Source organism: Corynebacterium sp. KPL2680 (genome assembly GCF_040225675.1).
GTDB classification, from domain to species: domain Bacteria; phylum Actinomycetota; class Actinomycetes; order Mycobacteriales; family Mycobacteriaceae; genus Corynebacterium; species Corynebacterium rhinophilum.
The window spans coordinates 101,436-120,474 of the sequence record NZ_JBEHFM010000004.1 but is presented as its reverse complement, the minus strand read 5'-3'; the positions used below and the strand labels follow the sequence as shown (position 1 = coordinate 120,474).

Annotated in this window: 14 protein-coding genes and 1 pseudogene; 1 reads left to right on the top strand and 14 read right to left on the bottom strand. The window is 59.2% G+C overall.

The features are described 5' to 3' along the window. Positions 1-3: 3 nt before the first annotated feature. The 12 genes and pseudogenes from ABRP66_RS03515 to ABRP66_RS03460 all read right to left on the bottom strand — a co-directional run bounded on the left by ABRP66_RS03515 (position 4) and on the right by ABRP66_RS03460 (position 15,693). Positions 4-294, bottom strand: coding sequence for a cation:proton antiporter (locus ABRP66_RS03515; RefSeq protein ID WP_284853295.1), 291 nt, complete (start codon positions 292-294; stop codon positions 4-6). Next, positions 291-824, bottom strand: coding sequence for a monovalent cation/H+ antiporter subunit E (locus ABRP66_RS03510; protein WP_005278609.1), 534 nt, complete (start codon positions 822-824; stop codon positions 291-293). Before ABRP66_RS03510 ends, ABRP66_RS03515 begins: the two co-directional genes overlap by 4 nt. After that, entirely contained in the window at positions 825-2,366 is a 1,542-nt protein-coding gene (locus tag ABRP66_RS03505; protein WP_284769576.1) for a monovalent cation/H+ antiporter subunit D family protein, read from the bottom strand. Next, on the bottom strand, positions 2,366-2,842 hold the full coding sequence (locus ABRP66_RS03500; protein WP_284769575.1) for a sodium:proton antiporter: 477 nt from the start codon (positions 2,840-2,842) through the stop codon (positions 2,366-2,368). The genes ABRP66_RS03505 and ABRP66_RS03500 overlap by 1 nt, the downstream gene beginning before the upstream one ends. Beyond that, positions 2,842-5,823: a DUF4040 family protein gene (locus tag ABRP66_RS03495; RefSeq protein WP_284864401.1), complete on the bottom strand. Its 2,982-nt coding sequence runs from the start codon at positions 5,821-5,823 to the stop codon at positions 2,842-2,844. The genes ABRP66_RS03500 and ABRP66_RS03495 overlap by 1 nt, the downstream gene beginning before the upstream one ends. 249 nt (positions 5,824-6,072) lie before the next feature. Next, positions 6,073-8,082, bottom strand: a complete 2,010-nt coding sequence (ftsY, locus tag ABRP66_RS03490) for a signal recognition particle-docking protein FtsY (RefSeq protein ID WP_349838343.1) — start codon at positions 8,080-8,082, stop codon at positions 6,073-6,075. Positions 8,083-8,136: 54 nt separating this feature from the next. After that, the gene (gene smc / locus ABRP66_RS03485; protein WP_349838342.1) at positions 8,137-11,649 is read right to left on the bottom strand and encodes a chromosome segregation protein SMC; all 3,513 of its coding nucleotides are present in this window, start codon (positions 11,647-11,649) and stop codon (positions 8,137-8,139) included. A gap of 57 nt (positions 11,650-11,706) precedes the next feature. After that, positions 11,707-11,985, bottom strand: a complete 279-nt coding sequence (locus ABRP66_RS03480) for an acylphosphatase (RefSeq protein ID WP_023022945.1) — start codon at positions 11,983-11,985, stop codon at positions 11,707-11,709. A gap of 18 nt (positions 11,986-12,003) precedes the next feature. Next, positions 12,004-13,506 (bottom strand): alanine/glycine:cation symporter family protein, encoded by a 1,503-nt coding sequence (locus ABRP66_RS03475; RefSeq protein WP_349838341.1) that lies wholly within the window; start codon positions 13,504-13,506, stop codon positions 12,004-12,006. A gap of 53 nt (positions 13,507-13,559) precedes the next feature. Beyond that, positions 13,560-14,374, bottom strand: a pseudogene (gene mutM / locus ABRP66_RS03470) (bifunctional DNA-formamidopyrimidine glycosylase/DNA-(apurinic or apyrimidinic site) lyase). A gap of 3 nt (positions 14,375-14,377) precedes the next feature. Then, entirely contained in the window at positions 14,378-15,148 is a 771-nt protein-coding gene (gene rnc, locus ABRP66_RS03465; RefSeq protein WP_284769568.1) for a ribonuclease III, read from the bottom strand. After that, on the bottom strand, positions 15,145-15,693 hold the full coding sequence (locus ABRP66_RS03460; protein ID WP_284853302.1) for a YceD family protein: 549 nt from the start codon (positions 15,691-15,693) through the stop codon (positions 15,145-15,147). The genes rnc and ABRP66_RS03460 overlap by 4 nt, the downstream gene beginning before the upstream one ends. A gap of 150 nt (positions 15,694-15,843) precedes the next feature. Here ABRP66_RS03460 and ABRP66_RS03455 point away from each other — a divergent pair, with 150 nt between their 5' ends. Further along, positions 15,844-16,461 carry a hypothetical protein gene (locus tag ABRP66_RS03455; protein WP_284853303.1) on the top strand — a complete coding sequence of 206 codons (618 nt, stop codon included), beginning with the start codon at positions 15,844-15,846 and terminating at the stop codon, positions 16,459-16,461. A 102-nt stretch (positions 16,462-16,563) separates the two neighbouring features. Here the strand turns inward: ABRP66_RS03455 and ABRP66_RS03450 are convergent, their stop codons facing one another. Beyond that, the gene (locus ABRP66_RS03450) at positions 16,564-17,343 is read right to left on the bottom strand and encodes an SPFH domain-containing protein (protein ID WP_349838340.1); all 780 of its coding nucleotides are present in this window, start codon (positions 17,341-17,343) and stop codon (positions 16,564-16,566) included. A 239-nt stretch (positions 17,344-17,582) separates the two neighbouring features. Beyond that, positions 17,583-18,929 carry an NADP-specific glutamate dehydrogenase gene (gdhA, locus tag ABRP66_RS03445; RefSeq protein ID WP_349838339.1) on the bottom strand — a complete coding sequence of 449 codons (1,347 nt, stop codon included), beginning with the start codon at positions 18,927-18,929 and terminating at the stop codon, positions 17,583-17,585. Positions 18,930-19,039: the final 110 nt, after the last annotated feature.

The following is a 19,039-nucleotide window of genomic DNA, read 5'->3' as shown; positions in this document are numbered from 1 at the left end:
GACTTATCGCCGACCTTTCGAAATAATGCGTGCCATAGACAAGGTCGGCAAAATACCGGCCGCGATGGCGCCAATCAGGGCAATGTCATAGGCCAGTGGGGAATTGTTGATCATTGACCAACCGAGGTACATGCAGATCATGCCGTAAAAGACGATGTCTGACATCACCGCGCGGGTGAGCTCGTCACGGGTGCGCAGCGCCAATAGCACCCCGCACCAAGCGGCCCCGCCCATGATGAACACGCACACTAGTACAACCCAACCGAATGGGGACAATGTTGCAAAATCAATCATCGGTCGGTCTCCTTCCTGCGTTGAATTTTCCGGGCGAGGTGCTTGGGCTTTTCGACGTCCGCCTGGCTCTCCGAAAGCGGAGTGTCCTCCGCCCGCGCGAGATCCGGTGAGCGCATATAGCGGCCGAGCGTATCCAAGGGGAATTCATAGAAAGCCTCATCGAGCTCCGTCGTATCCCCTTGCCCAGGAACGCCATAGTCGATGCTCTTCACGCGCGGTGCCAAATGCTCTTCCATATCGGCCAAGTCAGCGACGATCGCTGCAGGATCGGAACCCTGTACCGCTTGTACTAGCACGATGCGGGGCAAGCCCTTCCGCGGTGGTTCGCGGAGCCCCAAAGACAGCGTGCCTGGGGTAGCGGTAATGGAAGAGGTGAACCAGAAAATCTCCCAGGCGCTGGTAACGCGCAGTGGGTACCGGATGATCACCGGGTGGTATTCGTTATCGGGCTTAAATGCTGACATCGCCAGGGTGAACCCAGCAACGAAAATCTCCTTGATGAGCCAGAGTGCATAAGCTACGGCATGCATTTATCGGCCCTCCTGAATGTCATTGATATTAGGTAGTGCGGCTGAGTCATCGCCCAAGATGGTGTCAGTATAAGCCGTCGTGTCCAGCAGTTGTTCGGCTGCGGTTTCCACCGCATCAATAACCACGCCGGAGAAAATGAACATGCCCAGCGAGACCAAGATGAGCGCTGCGGAAGGCGCCATCAGCTTCTTGCGGATGATGAGCTCATCGGGAACCTTGTCCGAGGGCAGATCGTGTCCCCAGAAGGCTTCGCGCCAGACGCGCAACATCGCCAAGAATGCCGCGAAGGAGGCGATGATGATGGCGGCAATCGCAATCCAGGCCCAAGCGCCGCCATTGCGGGCAACCTCGAAGACGATCATGAGCTTGCCCCACATGCCGGAGAATGGCGGGAAGCCCACCACAGAGAAGGCACCGGCGGCAAAAATCCAGGCGATAATGGTATCGCGGCGCGCGAGGCCGGATAGCTTGGTCAAATCACCCGTACCGTAGGTTTCCTCGATAGCACCGGACGCCAGGATCAACGAGCCAACGGTCACCATGTGGTGAATCGTGTACATGATACCGGCGGCCAGAGCGCGGCTTGGGTCTTCCGAGGTAAAGGCCAGCATCACCAAGATGAACGGCATACCGTTGAGCATCTGGTAACCCAGCACGCGGCGAATCGTCTTTTCGGTCAGACCACCAAAGGCGCCGATCATCATCGAGATCAGCATGAGGACGATGATGAGTACGTTCCACCGCTGCTCAAGATCGAAAAGCTGCACGTACAGCCGGTAAAGCATGTACACAGCAACCTTCGTGTGCAAGCCGGAAAAGAGCCCCATCACCGCGGCCGACGTTCCAGGATAGGTACGCGGCAGCCAGGACTGCACTGGGAATACGCCAGCCTTGGCGGTAATCGCAATGAGAATAATGCCCGCAGCGACGGTCACCGGGCCGTTGCCGGCGGCGGCTCCCTGCAGGGCGGCCAAGTTAACCGAGCCGGTGACGGAATAGATATAACCGACACCAACCACCAGCAGCGTGGAGGCGAAAAGGTTAACGAGGACGAACGCGCGACCAGCTGCCAGGCGCGACCACGTACCAGACATGGTGATAAGGCCGTACGACGGCAGCAGCATGACCTCAATGAACACGAAGAAGTTAAAGAGGTCAGCGGTCAGGAGCGCACCGCACACACCGGTGATAAGAATCAGCGTGAGCGAAGGGTAATAACGGGATTTAGTCTCCCCGCCCACGATGGCGAACCAGTTGGCGCCAAAGGCAACGATCATCGTGGTGATGATCATCAGCGCGGAGAAGGCATCCGCCACGAGAGGAATACCCACATTGCCTACGTAGAGGCCCACGGTATGTGCCACTACCCCATTGTTCATGGTGTAGATCAACAGCCCCAGGCCGGCGAAGACACCGACTCCAGGGATGATGAGCATGATCGCATCGCGGACGGCGCGCCACGGCGCCAGCAAGGCAAGAGCCGCGGCAATGAGGGGAATTGCCGGGAAAAGCGGAAGAAGTTGGGCTACAACATCAGCCATTATTTTTCATCCTCCTTCTTCCTCTGTACCCCGCGCTCAGCCACAGGGGTGTCGTGGTCTACTCGGCCAATGCGATCGAGCTCATTTGCGGATTCTTCCAAGATTGCTCGATTCTGGGCATCGCGGCCCAAGGTAGAAAATGCGTGGTCGATGGTGTTGTCATCGACGGGTTCCACCACATCGGTGTCATCGTTTTTGCCCATTGCGGCCATGGTCAACAGGATGGTCGAGGTTGCCATGGAGATAACAACTGCCGTTAGAACGAATGCCTGCGGTAGCGGATCGGCCATCTGGTCATGGGGGACTTCCGAGGGAAAGGCTTCACCTCGGTAGGAGTACACGCCAGTGGCCAACAAGGTCAGGTTGGCACCGTGGCCGAATGCCATCATGCCCAATACAATGCGGACCAAGCCGCGTTGCTGAATGAGGTAGACGGCGCCACCGATGAGGATGGCGATTGTTAACGCGAGAATCATTACTTCTCCCCTCCTCGGTTGGCGTTAGAACGGCGACGTTGCTTTGTCTTTGTCTTTGCCTCTTTGGGGCTGAGCAAAGCCAGCGGATCCGTCGACGGGTTGATTGGGTCTGGGTACGGATCGTCCGCATCCTCAACGGCAATCCGCGGCGTCGCCGGCAGGGCCGAGTCATCATCATGGACCCATGGCAGGTAGTCCCGCTCGGTACCAGGCCTGAGGTAGCCACCCAAGGCATTGATGGCCATCGTGAGCATACCCAGCACCGCCAGATAAATACCGAGGTCGAAGATGAGGGACGTCGTCCAGTGCTGGCCAAGGGCCTCACCGTGCAAGGCGGTAAGGAAACCACCATTGCCAAAGCCGTCGTGCCAGTAGCCAATAAAGCCTGCCAACAGCGCGGTAATGATGCCAATACCGGTAAGGTGCACGGGGGTCATGCGGCCGAAGACAATTTCATCGGAGCCGCGGGACAGGTAGGTAAGTCCGATGGCCGCACCCATGATGAGCGCAGCTGGGAATCCACCGCCGGAAGAATTGTGTCCGCGGAAGAACACGATGACGGACATGATGATGAGCAAAGGAATGACAATATTGATTCCCTTGCGCAGCGGCACGGAGTTCAGCTGTGACTGGCCGAACGGCGCCGGGCGCGTGCCCGAGCTGAACGGGAAGCGCGGCAGCGTGGTGGTAATGGCTGCAATAACGACGGCGGCCATGCCCAGCACGGACAGCTCGCCCAAGGTATCGAGTGCACGGAATTCCACGATGATGGTGGCCACGACGTTATCGCCACCCGTGATATCCGGTGCCTTGTCGAGGTACCACAGCGCCAGGTCCGAGCGTTCGTGCCGACCCATCAGGCCCCAGACTCCGAGGAAGGCCGCAACACCGGCCAATACGGCGATGCCGATGGAGCCCACCCTGCGAGATTTATCCGTAACCGGCTGGAAGGTCTCTGGCAGGTAACGCAGCACCATCATCATGACGACCACAGACAGTGCTTCCACCATGAACTGGGTAAGTGCCACATCCGGTGCGCCCAAGAGGAACATCTGCAAGGTAACGCCTGTACCCGCAATGCCGATCATGACGGCGCCGGTAAGGCGGTTCTTGGTGCGCACCAGCCCGAATACGGACAACGCAATAATGCCCAATGGCAGCAGGTCCCACGGGTTGTCTAGCCCATCGACGCGCGGTTGCAGCGGTACGCCGTCGACTCCCTCGCCGAACAACGTAGTACCAGCAAGAACAATAACCACGATGACAATCGGCAAAATGTGGCGAGACGGATTGTGGGAATCGGACATTTTGCCCAATACCTGGCCGAGCTTGGCGCAGCCATCTTGCAGGCTTTGCAGGAGCTCGTTGCCGCTGCGCGGCATGAAGTTGCGTCCCTCGAAAGCCGGCCACATCTTCTTGCGGACAAAGATGGCCGCAATTCCGGCTACCAGCACGAGGACCGAAATGATAAATGGCACGTTGATTCCATGCCATACCGCAAGGTGAGCATGCGTTTCCATGCCCACGGCGCCAACGGCATGCTCCAAAGGCTCATCGAAAATGCCCAGGACGAAGACGAGCGGCAGGGACATAAAGCCCGGTAGCGCTGCAGGAAGCCACAGGGAAACTGGGGCTTCGTGGACATCGTCCATGGACCGTGGCCCATCGAAGAATGCGCCGAAGACGATCTTTGCTGAGTAGGTGAAGGTAAAGAAGGCACCGATTCCTGCCACGGCAAGCAAGATTGCTTGGCCTGCGCCGCCAATGGGGGCATCCTCAAAGGCAGTGAGCATGCCTTCCTTGGACACAAAGCCCAGCAGCGGAGGTACCGCAGCCATGGATGCGGCGCCGATGACTACAGAGCCAAACGTCCACGGCATCTTATTCCACAGCGGGCCAAGGCGGCGGATATCGCGCGAACCTGCTTCATGGTCAATGACGCCGATGAGCATGAACAGCGAGGACTTGAAGAGCGCGTGTGCCAAGGTGTGTACCAGTGCCGCACCGATAGCGAACGGGGTGCCCACACCGATAGTGGCGACGATCCAACCCAAGTGGGACACGGTGGAATAAGCGGTCAGCTTCTTCAGGTCCGTCTTTTGCACCGCAAATACCGCGGACATAACCGCCGTACCCATACCGACGACGATGAGCACCCAGTTCCACACCGCGACGTCGTAAAAGATCGTGGAGAAGCGAATGAGCAAGTAGATGCCCGCCTTGACCACGGCCGCGGCATGCAGGAACGCCGAGACTGGCGTAGCGGCGGCCATGGCTTCTGGCAGCCAGAAGTGGAATGGGAATTGAGCGGACTTGGTAAAGGCAGAAGCCGCGATTAGCACGGCAACGCTTGCGGTCACACCTGGTCGTTCATCCCATACCGAGGATGCGAGGATCTCAGAAATGGTGGTCGAACCAGTGGTCACTGCGGCAATGCCTAATGCCGTCAATAGCGTAAGGCCACCGATAAACGTCAGAATTAAGGTGCGCTGGGAACCTGCCTCTCCCCCAGAGCCAGAACGCGCGATGAGCATGAAAGATGCCAAGGAGACAAGCTCCCAGGCGAGGAATAGGACAACAACGTCATTGGCCAGAACCAGTAACAAGATGGACAGCGTGAATGCCGTCATCAGTGTATAAAAGCTCGTATTTCCCTCGTTTTTAGGGAGATAGGCTGCCGAGTACGTCAACACGACAGCGCCAATGACAAGAGCCAACATGGCGAAGAAGATGCTCAATGCATCTCCACGCAGAGCGAAACTTACGTCAACCCCCGGTGCAATAAAATCGCGTACCCAGGTGGCTTGGAAACTGAGTTCCTCTCCCGCTGCAATGGCAGAAAAATCCTTAGCAATGAGCACCGCCGCAATGAGAAAAAGGCCAGCTAATGGATAGCCTGCCTGTCGGTCCATGACCTTTACGGTCACCGGTGCCAAGATCACTGCCAATGCCGCAAGGAGGACAGCAAAAAGTAGCGTCACGAAATACTTGCCTCACGAACCTTGGTCTTGGATTGGTGCGAATTTCGCACCAAATCACTAAATACAGCCCTACCAGATTACCATTGCTCACCAACCCAATCCAGATCACAGTAATTCAGGGCATCCCATGCTCGCGGGGCATACATGCACGGCACATAGGCGAGAGAAAACTCCCCAGCGCCCGCGGCTTTCTCGCTTTTGTAAGCAGCCGGGGTCCTGGGGAGTTATCTAAGCCGGTTGAAGGAGTCCCTATTTCTCGCCTAACAAGGCATCGACAAATCCTTCGACTTCGAATGGTGCAAGATCATCGGCGCCCTCGCCCAAGCCCACAAGCTTGACTGGAACGCCCAATTCTTCTTGCACCTGGAAGACGATGCCGCCCTTCGCCGTGCCATCGAGCTTGGTGAGCACTACGCCGGAGATGTCCACGACCTCGCGGAAAATGCGGGCCTGTGTCAGGCCGTTTTGGCCCACCGTGGCGTCGAGGACCAAGAGGACCTCATCAACCTCGGTCTTCTTTTCTACAACGCGCTTGACCTTGCCCAGCTGATCCATCAGGTCGGTCGAGGTGTGCAGGCGGCCGGCCGTATCAACCAAGACGACGTCGACCTGCTGCTCCACACCGGTGGCCACAGCATCAAAGGCCACGGAGGCAGGGTCTGCGCCTTCCTTGCCGCGCACGGTTTCGGCGCCCACGCGGCGCCCCCAAGTTTCTAGCTGGTCAGCCGCTGCGGCGCGGAAAGTATCTGCCGCACCCAGCAAGACACTGTGGTCCATCGATACGAGGACGCGGGCGAGCTTACCGGTGGTGGTGGTCTTACCGGTGCCGTTAACACCCACGACCATCACGATGGCCGGCTTGCCGTCATTAGGCATCGCGCGAATGGAGCGATCCATTTCTGGGTGGCAGGCCTCGATGAGGCATTCACGCAGCATCGCACGTGCTTCTTCTTCGCTCGACACGCCACGCTCAGCGATCTTGTCACGCAAAGAATCGGTGACCTTCATCGTGGACTTGGTGCCGAGGTCCGCCATGATGAGGGTATCTTCAATTTCCTCCCAGGCGTCTTCATCCAGATCGCCGGCGGAAAGGATCCCCATCAGTCCTTGGCCGATGGCGTTATGGGAACGAGAGAGGCGGCCGCGCAGTCGGCCGAGGCGGCCTCCCGCCGGAGCGATGTCCTCGGTGGGCTGGCCCGCCGCAGCAGGTTCACCATCTGGTACAGGGGTTTGTTCCTTGGCCGCTTCCGCAGCATCCGTTTGTGCATCGGCTGCAGCTGCGGCTTCTTCGGCTTCCTCGTGGTTATCGACTCGTTCTTCGATGTGATCTGCGTCTTTATCATCTACTACCGCGTCAAAAACCGGCGATTCATCTTCTACCTCGGCGGCCTCGACGGATACAACGTCTTCTGGGGCTTTTTCTTCATGGTCCGGCTCGCCGCGTTCGCCTGCGCTCGCTGCCGCAGGTTTCTCGGCAGCAGCTGGGGCGGATTGCTCGCTGCCCTTTGCTTCTTTTTCTTCTGCTTCCTTCTCACCAGAAGCAGGTGTGGAAGCCTGCGCGGAATCCGGCTTATCAGATTGGTCCTCTGCCTGATCTGCAGGTTCTTTATCCGCTTCGTTATCTGCGGCGGATTCTTGGCGGTCACCAGAGGCGGCAGCAGCGGCACCGACTCCTCCAGTGGCGGCTGCAGCGGCAGCGGCCGTTCCGGCAACACCCTTACCCTCGGACTTATCCACCGTAGGCTTGGTCTCGGAATCGGCCTCAGCTTCATCGCCAGCGCCGTCGTCTTTTCCTGTGTCCTTATCCTGCTTGGCTACGCCGCCCTCTTCTGCAGGTTCTTGGCGCTGCGTTTCTTCCTGCTGGGCCTCCTTTTCGGGTGCAGTGCCTTTATCCTTAGCCGGTGCAGATCGCTTGGCTGTCGGCGGCTCTTCACCGTTGAGCTGGGCGTTTGCGATATCGGTGGCGGTGGGCTCCGACTGCTCCGAAGTTTCCGGCTGCTGCTCCTGCTTAGCCTGCTGTGGCTTCTCCTGCGCTACCTTCTCGGTTTCTTTCGCGCCCGCTGGGGCAAAGTTGAAGCCAGACTTCGCCTGGTAATTGCCGGACTTTTGCTCTTGGGTTAGCTGCTTTGGCTCTTCTTCCTTGGGTTTCTCGAAAGAAACCTTCTTCGATTCACCGCGCTTTTTGCCGATTGCAATAAAGACGACAATCAGCACAATGACAACGATTGCTATGCCGATCCATAACCATAAAGAATTCATGTCTCTATAGTGCCAGCCTTTCGGGCTTGCGGCACATAAGGGAGGGGAAATCTTTTATTCCGTTGATTGCGGCGCATCAACTCCAAGCCGCGTTGCATCCTGGCTTGCTTGCTCGGCTCCCGGCGCGAGTCCGGCTGGATTCATGCGCTGGGAGATGACCCGGGTGATGCCATCGCCGCGCATGGTCACGCCATAGAGGACATTGGCCACATCCATGGTGGGCTTCTGGTGCGTGATGACAATGAGCTGGGAATCCTTCCGCAACTCCTCGAATAAGGCGATAAGCCGGCGCAGGTTCACATCATCAAGCGCTGCCTCGACCTCATCCATGACGTAGAACGGGCTGGGGCGCGCGCGGAAGATAGCCACGAGCATGGCCAGTGCGGTAAGGGATTTCTCACCGCCGGAAAGCAGCGATAGGCGCTTGACCTTCTTACCGGGCGGGCGGGCTTCTACCTCGATGCCGGTGGTGAGCATGTCTTCTGGCTCGGTAAGGATCAACCGGCCCTCCCCACCCGGGAAGAGGGTATTGAATACCTTGGGAAACTCTGCCTCCACATCCCGCCAGGCATCGGTAAAGAGCTGCAGGATTTGCTTATCCACATCCGAAATTACCCCGGCGAGATCCTTCCGGGCTTGGATGACGTCATCGAGCTGCGTGGACAGGTAGCTGTAGCGCTCTTCCAGCGCCTTATATTCCTCCAAGGCCAAGGGGTTGACCTTGCCCAAGGAGTTCAAATCCTTTTCCGCCTGCTGCAGCCGCGACTTTTCCGCGCTGCGGTCAAAGTCTTCGCCCGGGGTGAAATCGCGCAAGAGTTCAGCGATGGCGATACCCAGCTGTTCGCCAATCTTTTTCTCCGCTTCATCTAGGCGCACCTGCGCCTGTGAGCGAGCCAGCTCTGCTTCGTGCGCCCGCGCCGTTAGCCGGTCACTATTTTGGCGTGCGGCCGATACCGCCTGCTTGGCCTGCTGCAATTGGGAATTTAAAGAGTTGCGCTCGTGTACAAACTCATCGCGCTCAGAGGTGGCGCGACTTAAAAGCTGGTTTGCCCGCGCGGCCAAATCCTGTGCGTGCCGTGTCACTGCCGATGCCAGTTGCCCCTGCGCCTTGCGGCGGGCCATGGCCTGTTCATGGCGGGCCTTCGCTTGACGCTCGTGTTGGGCCTGGCGCCGCAAACTATCGGCCTTGCCGGCAACTTGGCCCACACGCTCTTGCGCCGAGCGGGCCGCGACTTGGGCCTCCATTTCCATGGATTTAACTTCTTCCAGCGCCGCCGAGGCGGCATCCCTATCGGCGGACGAGGGCTCATCTGGTTGATCGTCGGCATCGACGCGGGCGAGCCTATCGCGGGCATCGGCAAGCTCTTGGTTGGCTTTCTGCAGCCGGATCTCGATCTCGGTGGCGCGCTGCGCGGACTTTTCCAGCTCCGCCTTATTCGCCTCGTATTGCTTCTCTAGGCGGTGATGATCGCGCTTCCAGGCATCGACCTCGGTATCGTGCTCCCGCAATGCTGCCTTGGCGGACGCGGCCGTCACGCGGGCATCTTCGGCAGCAATCCTTGCTCCCTCCAGGGTGCCGGAGAGCTCGTCTAGGGCCTGATTGGCTTGCTCTAGCTCCTCTTCGGCCTCCGCGATGCGAGCGGAAACCTCCACGGTAGACGAGGATCCGGTACCGACCTCGACCCACCCTTCGCCGATGACGACGCCGGAAGCAGTCACGGCACGCAGGCGCGGATCATCGGAGACGAGCCGCCGGCCGTGGGCAATATCGGGGACGAGGACGACATCGGCAAGCAGCCGGTGCAATGCCGTCGAAACCGCAGTTTGGACCGTTATGTGATCCAGCAGCCAGGAGGTCTGCGGCGGAAGATCGGCATCGACGCGCCATGAGCTTGCAGGCGCGGTCGTTGCCGCATCCAGCAGCGCCGAGCGCGGGCCCTTCTCCAAATCCGCAATCAACCCTTCGGTCAGCTGACCCGCCTGTGCTTCAGCGAAGGTGCCCAAGGCGGCCGCAACCGCTGACTCGTAGGTCGTAGAAATGTATGCGGCCAATGGCTGGAATTCCTCACCTACCTCGACCGGCTCAGGGATAGTCTGGGATAGCGTATCGATGCGGGACTGCAGCGTATAGACACTGCGCTCGCGCTCGCGCTGGGCATCGCGGAGCTGGTCCAAGCGCTTATCGGCAGCGCCCGACTCGCTGGCAGCCCGCGTATGCGCTTCCTCCAAAGGCTGGCGCTCCGCAGCATAATTATCCAGCTTCTGCGCTACCTCAGCGGCTTCTGCCTGCGCGTTCTGAGTGCGTTGCTGCAGCGAGGCCACGGCCTCTTCTTGCCGCGCCAATTCCTCTTCCGCGCTGAACACCTGCCCCGCGGCCTTTTCCTCGGCGGCAAAAAGGCGCACGACGCCCTCGCGGCGGTCCGCAATAGCGCGCACCTGCGCCATATGTTCGTGCTCTGCGGCCTCGAATGCTTGCCGACGCTCCGCTACTTCCTCCCGGATGCTTTCCAACCGCTCCGCAGCTTCTTCTGCCGCTTCCAAGAGCTCCTCGTGCTCCTCGTCCGCACGCGTCGCCTTGGCCTCAAGATCATCCGGATCCTGGCCGGCATAGGCGACCTGGGACCCGGCATTATCCGCCCTCTCCTCTGCGATGCGCTGGGTCGCCGCAATGCGCTCGGACAGGGTGGAGAGATCAAACCACAGTTTTTGGGCGGCTTCTGCCTGCGGGTTGACCTCCTCTAGTTGGGTTTCCAGCTCCATTTGGTGCTCGGTCGCCTCTTCGAGCTGTGCCGTGGTCTCTTCTACCTGGGTGGATAGGGCCGTCGCGGTGCGTTCGGCATCGGAAAGCTTTTGCCGCAAGCCGACGATGCGGTCTCCGGCCAAGCGCAGGCGCGCATCGCGTACATCTGCCTGCACCGTCGCCGCGCGCTGGGCGGCTTCTGCCTGCCGCGCCAAGGGGTTGAGCTGTTTTCCCAGCTCATCGGTCAAATCTTGCAGGCGATCCAAATTGGCCTGCATGCCCGTAAGTTTGCGCTGGGCTTTTTCTTTGCGGCGGCGGTGTTTGAGGACGCCGGCGGCTTCCTCGATATAGGAGCGGCGATCCTCGGGGCGCGATTCCAGGATTTCAGAAAGCTTGCCCTGCCCCACGATGATGTGCATTTCCCGGCCAATGCCGGAATCAGAAAGCAGTTCCTGGATATCCATCAACCGGGCCTTTGCCCCGTTGATTTCGTATTCGCTCGCGCCGTCGCGGAACATGCGGCGGGTTACAGAGACCTCGGAGTACTCGATGGGCAGTGCACCATCGGCATTATCGATGGTGAGCGTGACCTCGGCCCGGCCCAATTGCTTGCGGTCGCCTGCCCCGGCAAAAATGACGTCTTGCATCTTGCCGCCGCGTAGGGTCCTTGCGCTGGCTTCTCCCATGACCCACGCAAGGGCATCGACCACGTTGGACTTTCCGGAACCGTTCGGGCCGACGACGGCGCAGATGCCCGGCTCAAATTTGAGAGACGTCGCCGACGCGAATGACTTAAAGCCTTTGAGCGTCAGCGATTTCAGGTGCATTTGGGATAGTCTAGCAAGCCGTTAAGACACGAGTTATAGCAAGCATTGGGTTGGCTATTAGCGCTCGACAAAGCCGCTTTCACCCTTCGCAGCCGCCCACTGCTCAACCACGAGATCGACGCTTCCCGGACGGCGGGTGGTGCTCGGTTCCTCTTGCAACAGTTCCAAGAGCTTCTCACACTCGGTGCGCGGGCCCTCAGCAACAACCTGCACGCGGCCATCTGCCAGGTTGGTCGCATGCCCAGCAAGGCCTAGTTCCAGGGCGCGCGAGCGCGTCCACCAGCGAAAGCCCACTCCTTGCACGTTGCCGTGCACAAAGGCGGTCATTCTTTCCATGTCACTGCACCTTCCTCATTAATAGCGATCGGCCTCGCCGCGATCGCGCAAGATTTTGCGATCAGCATCGCTGCGGCGGGTCACGGGATCGGAGCCGTCCCAGCACTCCATGCCGGGCACATCCGGAAGCATATCGCGGTGGAAGACCGGATCGATTCCCTTACTGCGCTGCTCGTTGAAGTTCTTTAGCAATTGAATGGCCACGCCGGATAGCGGGACAATGGCGATGATATTCAGGATCACCATCGTCGCCGCACCGGTATCCGCCAAGGCGAAGACCAAGGGCAAAGAACCGACGGCGCCGAACCAAACGAAGAACAGCACCACGAGGCGGAAGATTTGCAGCACCGTTTTATTGGTGGTGAGGTATTCCAGGTTGGCTTCAGCCAAGTAGTAGTTGCCCAAGATGGAAGAAAAGGCCAAGAAGAACAAGATGAAGCTGACGAAGTGAATTCCCCAGTGGCCAACCTCGGCGGACAAGGCCGCCTGCGTCAGCGATACGCCCTCGGCCTCTTCGCCGTAGGCAACTTCCGGGCCAAGCAGGATCAGGAAGGCGGTAATGGTACAGACCACGATGGTGTCGAAGTACACGCCCAGGGTCTGCACCAAGCCCTGCTTTACCGGGTGGGAGACGGTGGCGGTAGCCGCCGCGTTAGGGGCAGAACCCTCGCCGGCCTCATTAGAAAACAGGCCGCGCTGGATACCCTTCATCATCGCGATACCGATACCCGCGCCGGCGATTTCTTTAAAGCCCAGCGCATGGCCGATGATATCTCCCAGCATGCCCGGGACCTTGTCAAAGTTCGTAATGACCACAAAGCCACCGATGAGCAGGTACGCCAGGGCCATAAACGGAACGACTACCTGAGTAATGTTCGCAATGCGCTTCACGCCGCCGAAAATGATGAGGCCCGCGGCAATCGCGATAATGATGCCAACGATAGATCCAAAGGTGGCATCGTCTTCGCGGCCGAAGGAAAAGGCCACGGCTTCAGCGATCGCGTTGGTCTGGAAAGAGTTATAGACCAAGCCAAAGGTAAAGACGATGGCAATAGAGAAAAGAACGCCGAGCGGGCCCCAGCCCAGGCCGCGCTTCATGTAGTAGGCCGGCCCGCCGCGGTACGTATCACCATTGCGCACCTTCCACAGCTGCGCCAGGGTGGATTCCACAAAGGCGGTCGCGCCACCGAGCAGGGCGATGATCCACATCCAAAAGACGGCGCCAGGCCCACCTACGGAGATGGCCACCGCGACGCCGGCCACATTGCCGGTACCCACCCGCGATGCCGCAGAAATGGTAAATGCCTTAAACGCGGAGATTCCCCCACTGCCTGCGCCCTCATCCTCATCGTCGCCTTTGGGGCGCTCGACGACGGCGCGCAGCATATCGGGTACCTTGCGAATCTGCACCACCGCGGTGCGAGCGCCAAATAACAGGCCTGCGCCGATGAGCAGCCAGGGCAGGATGTATGTCCACACGCCATCGTTAAATGTCGTGACGACATTTTCGAGAAATTCCATGCGAATTAATTTACTGCCTAAAGGTGCACAACGTGAATCTCACGGGTGCAGGCTTATTGACAGTGGGGGCAATAATGGCTCGAGCGTCCCCCGATTACACACCGCTCAATAGGTGTGCCGCAGCGGGAACATGGCTGGCCAGCGCGGCCATAGGCGGCAAGCGAGCGCGCGAAATAGCCAGATTCACCATTGACGTTAACGTACAAAGAATCAAAGCTGGTTCCCCCGCTTTGAGGGCGGCCGACATCACGGTCTGCGCCGCGCTTAATAGCGCCACCGCGTCTTTCTGACGCAGCACAGAAGCCTTCTTGCGCGGTGAAATACGTGCTGCCCACAGCGCTTCATCTGCGTAGATATTGCCAATGCCAGATACCAGCGTTTGATCCAATAGCGCCGTTTTTGCCGCGGTTTTCTTCTGCCGCAGGCGGCGCGCGGCGCTGGCGATATCAAAATCGGGTTCCAATGGATCCAAGCCGATATGCGAAATCTTGGACCACGGCGCATACAGCCAGTATCCAAAGGTGCGCTGATCCACGAAGTGCAGCTCGGTGCCATCGCTGAGCTCTACCGTGATGCGGCGATGCGGGGAGTCGGTGTGGCCGATGCGCAGCTGCCCCGACATGCCTAGGTGAATAAAAAGCACGTCGCGGTGGCTATCCATCGGGTCCTCCCCCACGAATTCCAGCCACATGAATTTGCCACGGCGGGCGACCGCGGCGATTTCCTTGCCCACTACAAGGCCCGCGAGTGGTGCATCTTGGCCACGATTCGCCCGCGGGTGCGCAATGTCTACCGCCGTAATCTCCTTGCCCACGACGTAGGTTTCCACCCCGCGGCGCACCGATTCTACTTCGGGCAACTCTGGCATTATTTAGCCTTCTTTATGAGCGGTCCCTTGCACCAGCAACGGGGTTTCGCGCAGGGTTTGGCATGCCTCTTGCGCGGCCTGCTGTTCCGCTAATTTCTTATTGTGGCCCTGTCCGTGCCCCACTGTCAGCCCGGCGACGGTGGCAACCGCGCTGAAGGTTTGATCGTGTTCTGGGCCGGTAGCGGTAGCAGAATACACCGGCATGGGTGCCTTCAGCTCGGCACACAGCTCCTGCAAAGTGGTCTTCCAGTCCAAGTGACGGCCACTGACGGAGGCATTATCGATCTTTTCCGCGAAGAGGCGCAGGATCACATCACGGGCGGTTTCAAAGCCGTGCTCGCGATAAATGGCGCCGAAAATCGCCTCGGTGGTATCCGCAAGGATGGAATCCTTATCGCGTCCACCGGTGGACTGTTCGCCCTTGCCCAGTAGGATATGCGGGCCTAGGTTGATTTCACGCGCGACATCGGAAAGCCCATAGCGCGAGACGATGGACGCGCGCATCTTAGAGATATCGGATTCGGGGCGCGATGGATACGTCACGTAAAGTTTCGCGGCCACCGATAGCCCTAAGACGGCATCGCCCAAAAACTCAAGGCGCTCGTTATTAGGCAGGTGCCCGTTTTCATTGGCAAAAGAACGGTGCGTGAGCGCCAAGCGCAGATTGTCCGGTTCCAGGGCAACGTCGAGCGATTCCAAGAGCGGGGTGTGATCGACCGCCGCAAAGGTAGCTTCCCACGCCTCTTGCCCCGTTAGCTTCTTCTTGCGGCTCATAGGAATTTCTCCAGACCTGCCCAGCGCGGGTCTATCTTCTCCGCTTCCTCTTCTTCCCCGGAGATTCCGGTGGTCACACCCTCTGGGGTCTGGATATCGCAGCCGTCTTCGCAGACGGGAGCGAAGGGAAGATTCAGGCCGGCTTCATCGATAACCGCCTGGAGTAGATCCAGCTCATCGTCTTGGATTTCGGGAATTTCATCGCCCGAACCGGCATCGTCAGAATCGGCTTCATCGCCGCTGACAAAGGACTCATCGGCGGCAAAGACCTGAGTCACGTGCAGATCCAGCTGCGGGTGTAGCTCTTTTAAGCAGCGCGCACATTCGCCAGTGAGAACACCGGAGATATCCGCATCAACCAACACCCCTGAGCCCAGCGGGGTCAGGGTTGCGGCAACGGTGAGATCTTCGCCTTTAGGGATGGCGATCATTTCCACGCCGATCCTTTCCGGTGCAGGGCCCGTCTGGGTGCGTTGTTCCGGCAGTGCGTCAGCGCCTTGGGCGTTTAATAAATCGCCCACATCGAACTTCAATGGAGATGTCATAACAGTTGGTAGTCTACCCTGCCTCGCAAACTCCGCGTAGTTGCTGGCATGACCGCATTTTCTGGCAAGAAACTGAAGGTTTGGGCATAAAGCGCTATGGCTTGCCGGTTTTCCCTTTCCCGCAGGCCGCGGCGGCCTTAGCCTGAAAGCATGACTTACAACTTGGCCGCGGCCTCAGGAGATTTGAGCGCTATCGCTCCTAGATTCGGAGTGTTGTGCTGCCTTCCCGCCACCTTCTTGGTCATTTCTGGGGCAGTCCTCCACCGCCTGCCCAAGGCTGACCACTCTGGCATCTACGGCGACAAGGGCCTGCGCCTGTCCTCCGCCCTTATCCTCAGCATGTGCGCGGGGCTGATTGCCGGCGCGATTTTGGTCATCCCCTCCGGCCTCGACCTCACGGTGCTTACCGGCGCCCTCGTATTTTCCGCCAGCGCCGCCGCCATCACCTGGCTCTCGCGCGAAGCCCTTGCCTGCACGCTGCTTAGCGTCGGCGCCATGTTCCTTACCGCAGGCGCAGTTATTAGTCTTAGCGCGATGTTCTTCCCCCAAGACTTTATGAGCGGCTCGATGACCTCGCTAACCTCCTACTTCACCACGGCGCTAGTCACCTTCCTCTTCCCCGGCCTGGTCAGCGCAGGGATCGTGGCCTTCGTGGCAGTCCAAAACCAGCGCCCTCACCCTGCTACGAATGCTGCTGATGCCACGCTTGCCGATGCCCCCTCATCATCCCCCACGCCGCGCTACTCCACCTCGCGCAGCTCGGTCTAGCCTCCCACAGGCACAATGAGTCCTGCTACACGGTGACGCGATTTGAGCAAATCACCCGTGCAACAGGACTTTCTTAAGCGTCGTGCCTTGTAATTTAAGCCTTTAGCGCTCGGTATAGCGGCGCTCGTAACCGTCGTCGCCGCCATAGCGTGCAGCACCGGTACCACCAGTAGCACCACCGCGAGGGGACCCAGCGTTAGTGGACGGCAGGGAGTCGCCGCCGCGAGAGCGCACGCCGGCCCCACCGCGCAGCGCGGAACGATCAGAGTTTACGGTGCGCAGGAGGCCGCTGAGGGAACTTTCAAATTCGCTGAGCTTGCTATCTACAAAGTCATCGCACTCCGTGCGCAGCCGGTTGGATTCGGTGTATGCGGTTTCCACGATCCGGTTGGCTTCTTCGTTGGCGCGGCGGACGACCTCAGACTCGGAGACCAAACACTCTTGTTCTTGGCGGCCCTCCGCCACCGAGCGCTCGTATTCCTCGTTTGCCTGCGCAATGGTGCGGTCTGCATCTGCGCGGGCTTGCTCAACTGTGGCCTGGGCGCGCGCCTCGGCATCGGCCACCAGCCGCTGGGCATGTTCTTCTGCCTGCGCGACCGTGGTATCGGCCTCTTGGCGCGCCTGGTTCACCATGTCAGTGGCCTCCGCAGACGCCTCATTAATGGTGTTATCTGCGCGCTCTTCGGCGCCGCGGATAATCTCGTCTTGCTTGTCTAAAACGTCCTGCGCGTCGTCGATTTCTACGGGCAGCGCGTTGCGCAGGTCATCGAGAAGCGCCAGCATCTCATGGCGGGGGACCAAGCAATTGGAGGTCATGGGAAAGCCAGAAGCTTGCTCCAAATGCTGAACTAATTCATCAAGGGATTCAAAGACACGGTACATGCTGGGAATTCTACAACGCAGCACCCTGCATTGTGTGGAGGGCGCGCCTTGGATCCTCAGGCCGGTGCAACGCAGGCCAAAGCCCTCTGAGTTCGATCCGTTTCCCGTGTGCGATTAACCCATTTTCCTTCCACATACCCGCGGCACAGGCGCATACGGCTGCCGTGTCCTCGCAACAATGCAGAAACTCCCCACCTCCCCGCGCATGCGGAGAAATGGGGAGCGTGGGTTAAGGGAGTTTAGATAACACCTTGTGCCAGCATGGCGTCAGCCACTTTCTTGAAGCCGGCGATATTGGAGCCAGCCACGTAGTCGCCTTCACGGTCGTATTCCTTGGCCGTGTTGTCGATGTTTTTGAAGATGTTGCTCATGATGCCGTGCAGGCGGTCATCGGTGTAATCGAAGGACCAAGAGTCGCGGGATGCGTTCTGCTGCATCTCCAGTGCGGAGGTTGCCACACCACCGGCGTTGGCAGCCTTGCCGGGTGCGAAGTTGATCTTGGAGTCCTGGAATACGTGTACTGCATCCGGCGTAGACGGCATGTTAGCGCCCTCTGCAACGTAGCGAACGCCGCCCTCGACGAGCTTCTTAGCGGATTCGCCGTCGAGCTCGTTCTGGGTTGCACACGGAAGTGCAACATCTGCCTGGACATCCCAGATATTGCCACCCTCGTGGAACTCCACGCCGTTGCCAGCTTCCTTGGCGTAGGTGGAGATGCGCTCGCGGCGAACTTCCTTGACATCGCGAAGCAGTTCAACGTCCACGCCATTCGGGGTGGAGATGTAGCCGGAGGAGTCAGACATCGCTACGACGGTAGCGCCCAATTCCTGCGCCTTTGCGGCGGCGTAGATGGCAACGTTACCGGAGCCAGACACGATGACCTTGGCGCCGTCGAAGGACTCGCCGTGGGTCTTCATCATTTCTTCGGTGATGTAGACGGCACCGAAACCGGTCGCCTCGGTACGCACCAAGGAACCGCCCCAGGTCAGGCCCTTGCCGGTCAGGACGCCGGACTCGTGCTGGGTGGTCAGGCGGCGGAACTGGCCGAAGAGGAAGCCGATTTCGCGGCCGCCGACGCCGATATCGCCGGCAGGAACGTCGCGGTACTCGCCGATGTGACGGTGCAGCTCGGTCATAAAGGACTGGCAGAAACGCATAACTTCCTGCTCAGACTTGCCCTTCGGGTCAAAGTCGGAGCCACCCTTGCCGCCACCGATGGGCAGGCCGGTCAGGGAGTTCTTAAAAATCTGCTCAAAGCCCAAGAACTTAATGATGCCCAGGTTTACCGAGGGGTGGAAACGCAGGCCGCCCTTGTACGGGCCGAGTGCGGAGTTGAACTGCACACGGAAACCGCGGTTGACCTGCACCTCGCCGTTGTCATCAACCCATGGGACGCGGAAGATGAGCTGGCGCTCTGGCTCACACAGGCGCTCAACCAGACCGTAGTCTGCGTAGTGTGGGTCCTTATCCAGGACGATCTTGAGCGAATCCAGCACCTCGGACACCGCCTGGTGGAATTCCGGTTCACCGGCGTTGCGCTTGAGTAGCTTGTCGTAGTACTCAGAAATCTGGCTATCAACAGACATAGTGTATAAATCCCATTCTCGTGGAGTTTGACTAGCAGGAACCAGTTTCCTATCAATCTACCGATAATGCAAGTACAATTATTTCTCACTCCCCCACTTACCCGCTTTTA

What these genes read in the sequence shown, in the direction of transcription:
- ABRP66_RS03450 (WP_349838340.1), bottom strand. Translation starts at nt 17,343, where the DNA reads ATGTACCGTGTCTTTGAATCCCTTGATGAATTAGTTCAGCATTTGGAG.
- ABRP66_RS03475 (WP_349838341.1), bottom strand. Translation starts at nt 13,506, where the DNA reads ATGGAATTTCTCGAAAATGTCGTCACGACATTTAACGATGGCGTGTGG.
- ABRP66_RS03460 (WP_284853302.1), bottom strand. Translation starts at nt 15,693, where the DNA reads ATGACATCTCCATTGAAGTTCGATGTGGGCGATTTATTAAACGCCCAA.
- ABRP66_RS03515 (WP_284853295.1), bottom strand. Translation starts at nt 294, where the DNA reads ATGATTGATTTTGCAACATTGTCCCCATTCGGTTGGGTTGTACTAGTG.
- smc (WP_349838342.1), bottom strand. Translation starts at nt 11,649, where the DNA reads ATGCACCTGAAATCGCTGACGCTCAAAGGCTTTAAGTCATTCGCGTCG.
- ABRP66_RS03500 (WP_284769575.1), bottom strand. Translation starts at nt 2,842, where the DNA reads ATGATTCTCGCGTTAACAATCGCCATCCTCATCGGTGGCGCCGTCTAC.
- ABRP66_RS03505 (WP_284769576.1), bottom strand. Translation starts at nt 2,366, where the DNA reads ATGGCTGATGTTGTAGCCCAACTTCTTCCGCTTTTCCCGGCAATTCCC.
- rnc (WP_284769568.1), bottom strand. Translation starts at nt 15,148, where the DNA reads ATGAGCCGCAAGAAGAAGCTAACGGGGCAAGAGGCGTGGGAAGCTACC.
- ftsY (WP_349838343.1), bottom strand. Translation starts at nt 8,082, where the DNA reads ATGAATTCTTTATGGTTATGGATCGGCATAGCAATCGTTGTCATTGTG.
- ABRP66_RS03455 (WP_284853303.1), top strand. Translation starts at nt 15,844, where the DNA reads ATGACTTACAACTTGGCCGCGGCCTCAGGAGATTTGAGCGCTATCGCT.
- gdhA (WP_349838339.1), bottom strand. Translation starts at nt 18,929, where the DNA reads ATGTCTGTTGATAGCCAGATTTCTGAGTACTACGACAAGCTACTCAAG.
- ABRP66_RS03480 (WP_023022945.1), bottom strand. Translation starts at nt 11,985, where the DNA reads ATGGAAAGAATGACCGCCTTTGTGCACGGCAACGTGCAAGGAGTGGGC.
- ABRP66_RS03510 (WP_005278609.1), bottom strand. Translation starts at nt 824, where the DNA reads ATGCATGCCGTAGCTTATGCACTCTGGCTCATCAAGGAGATTTTCGTT.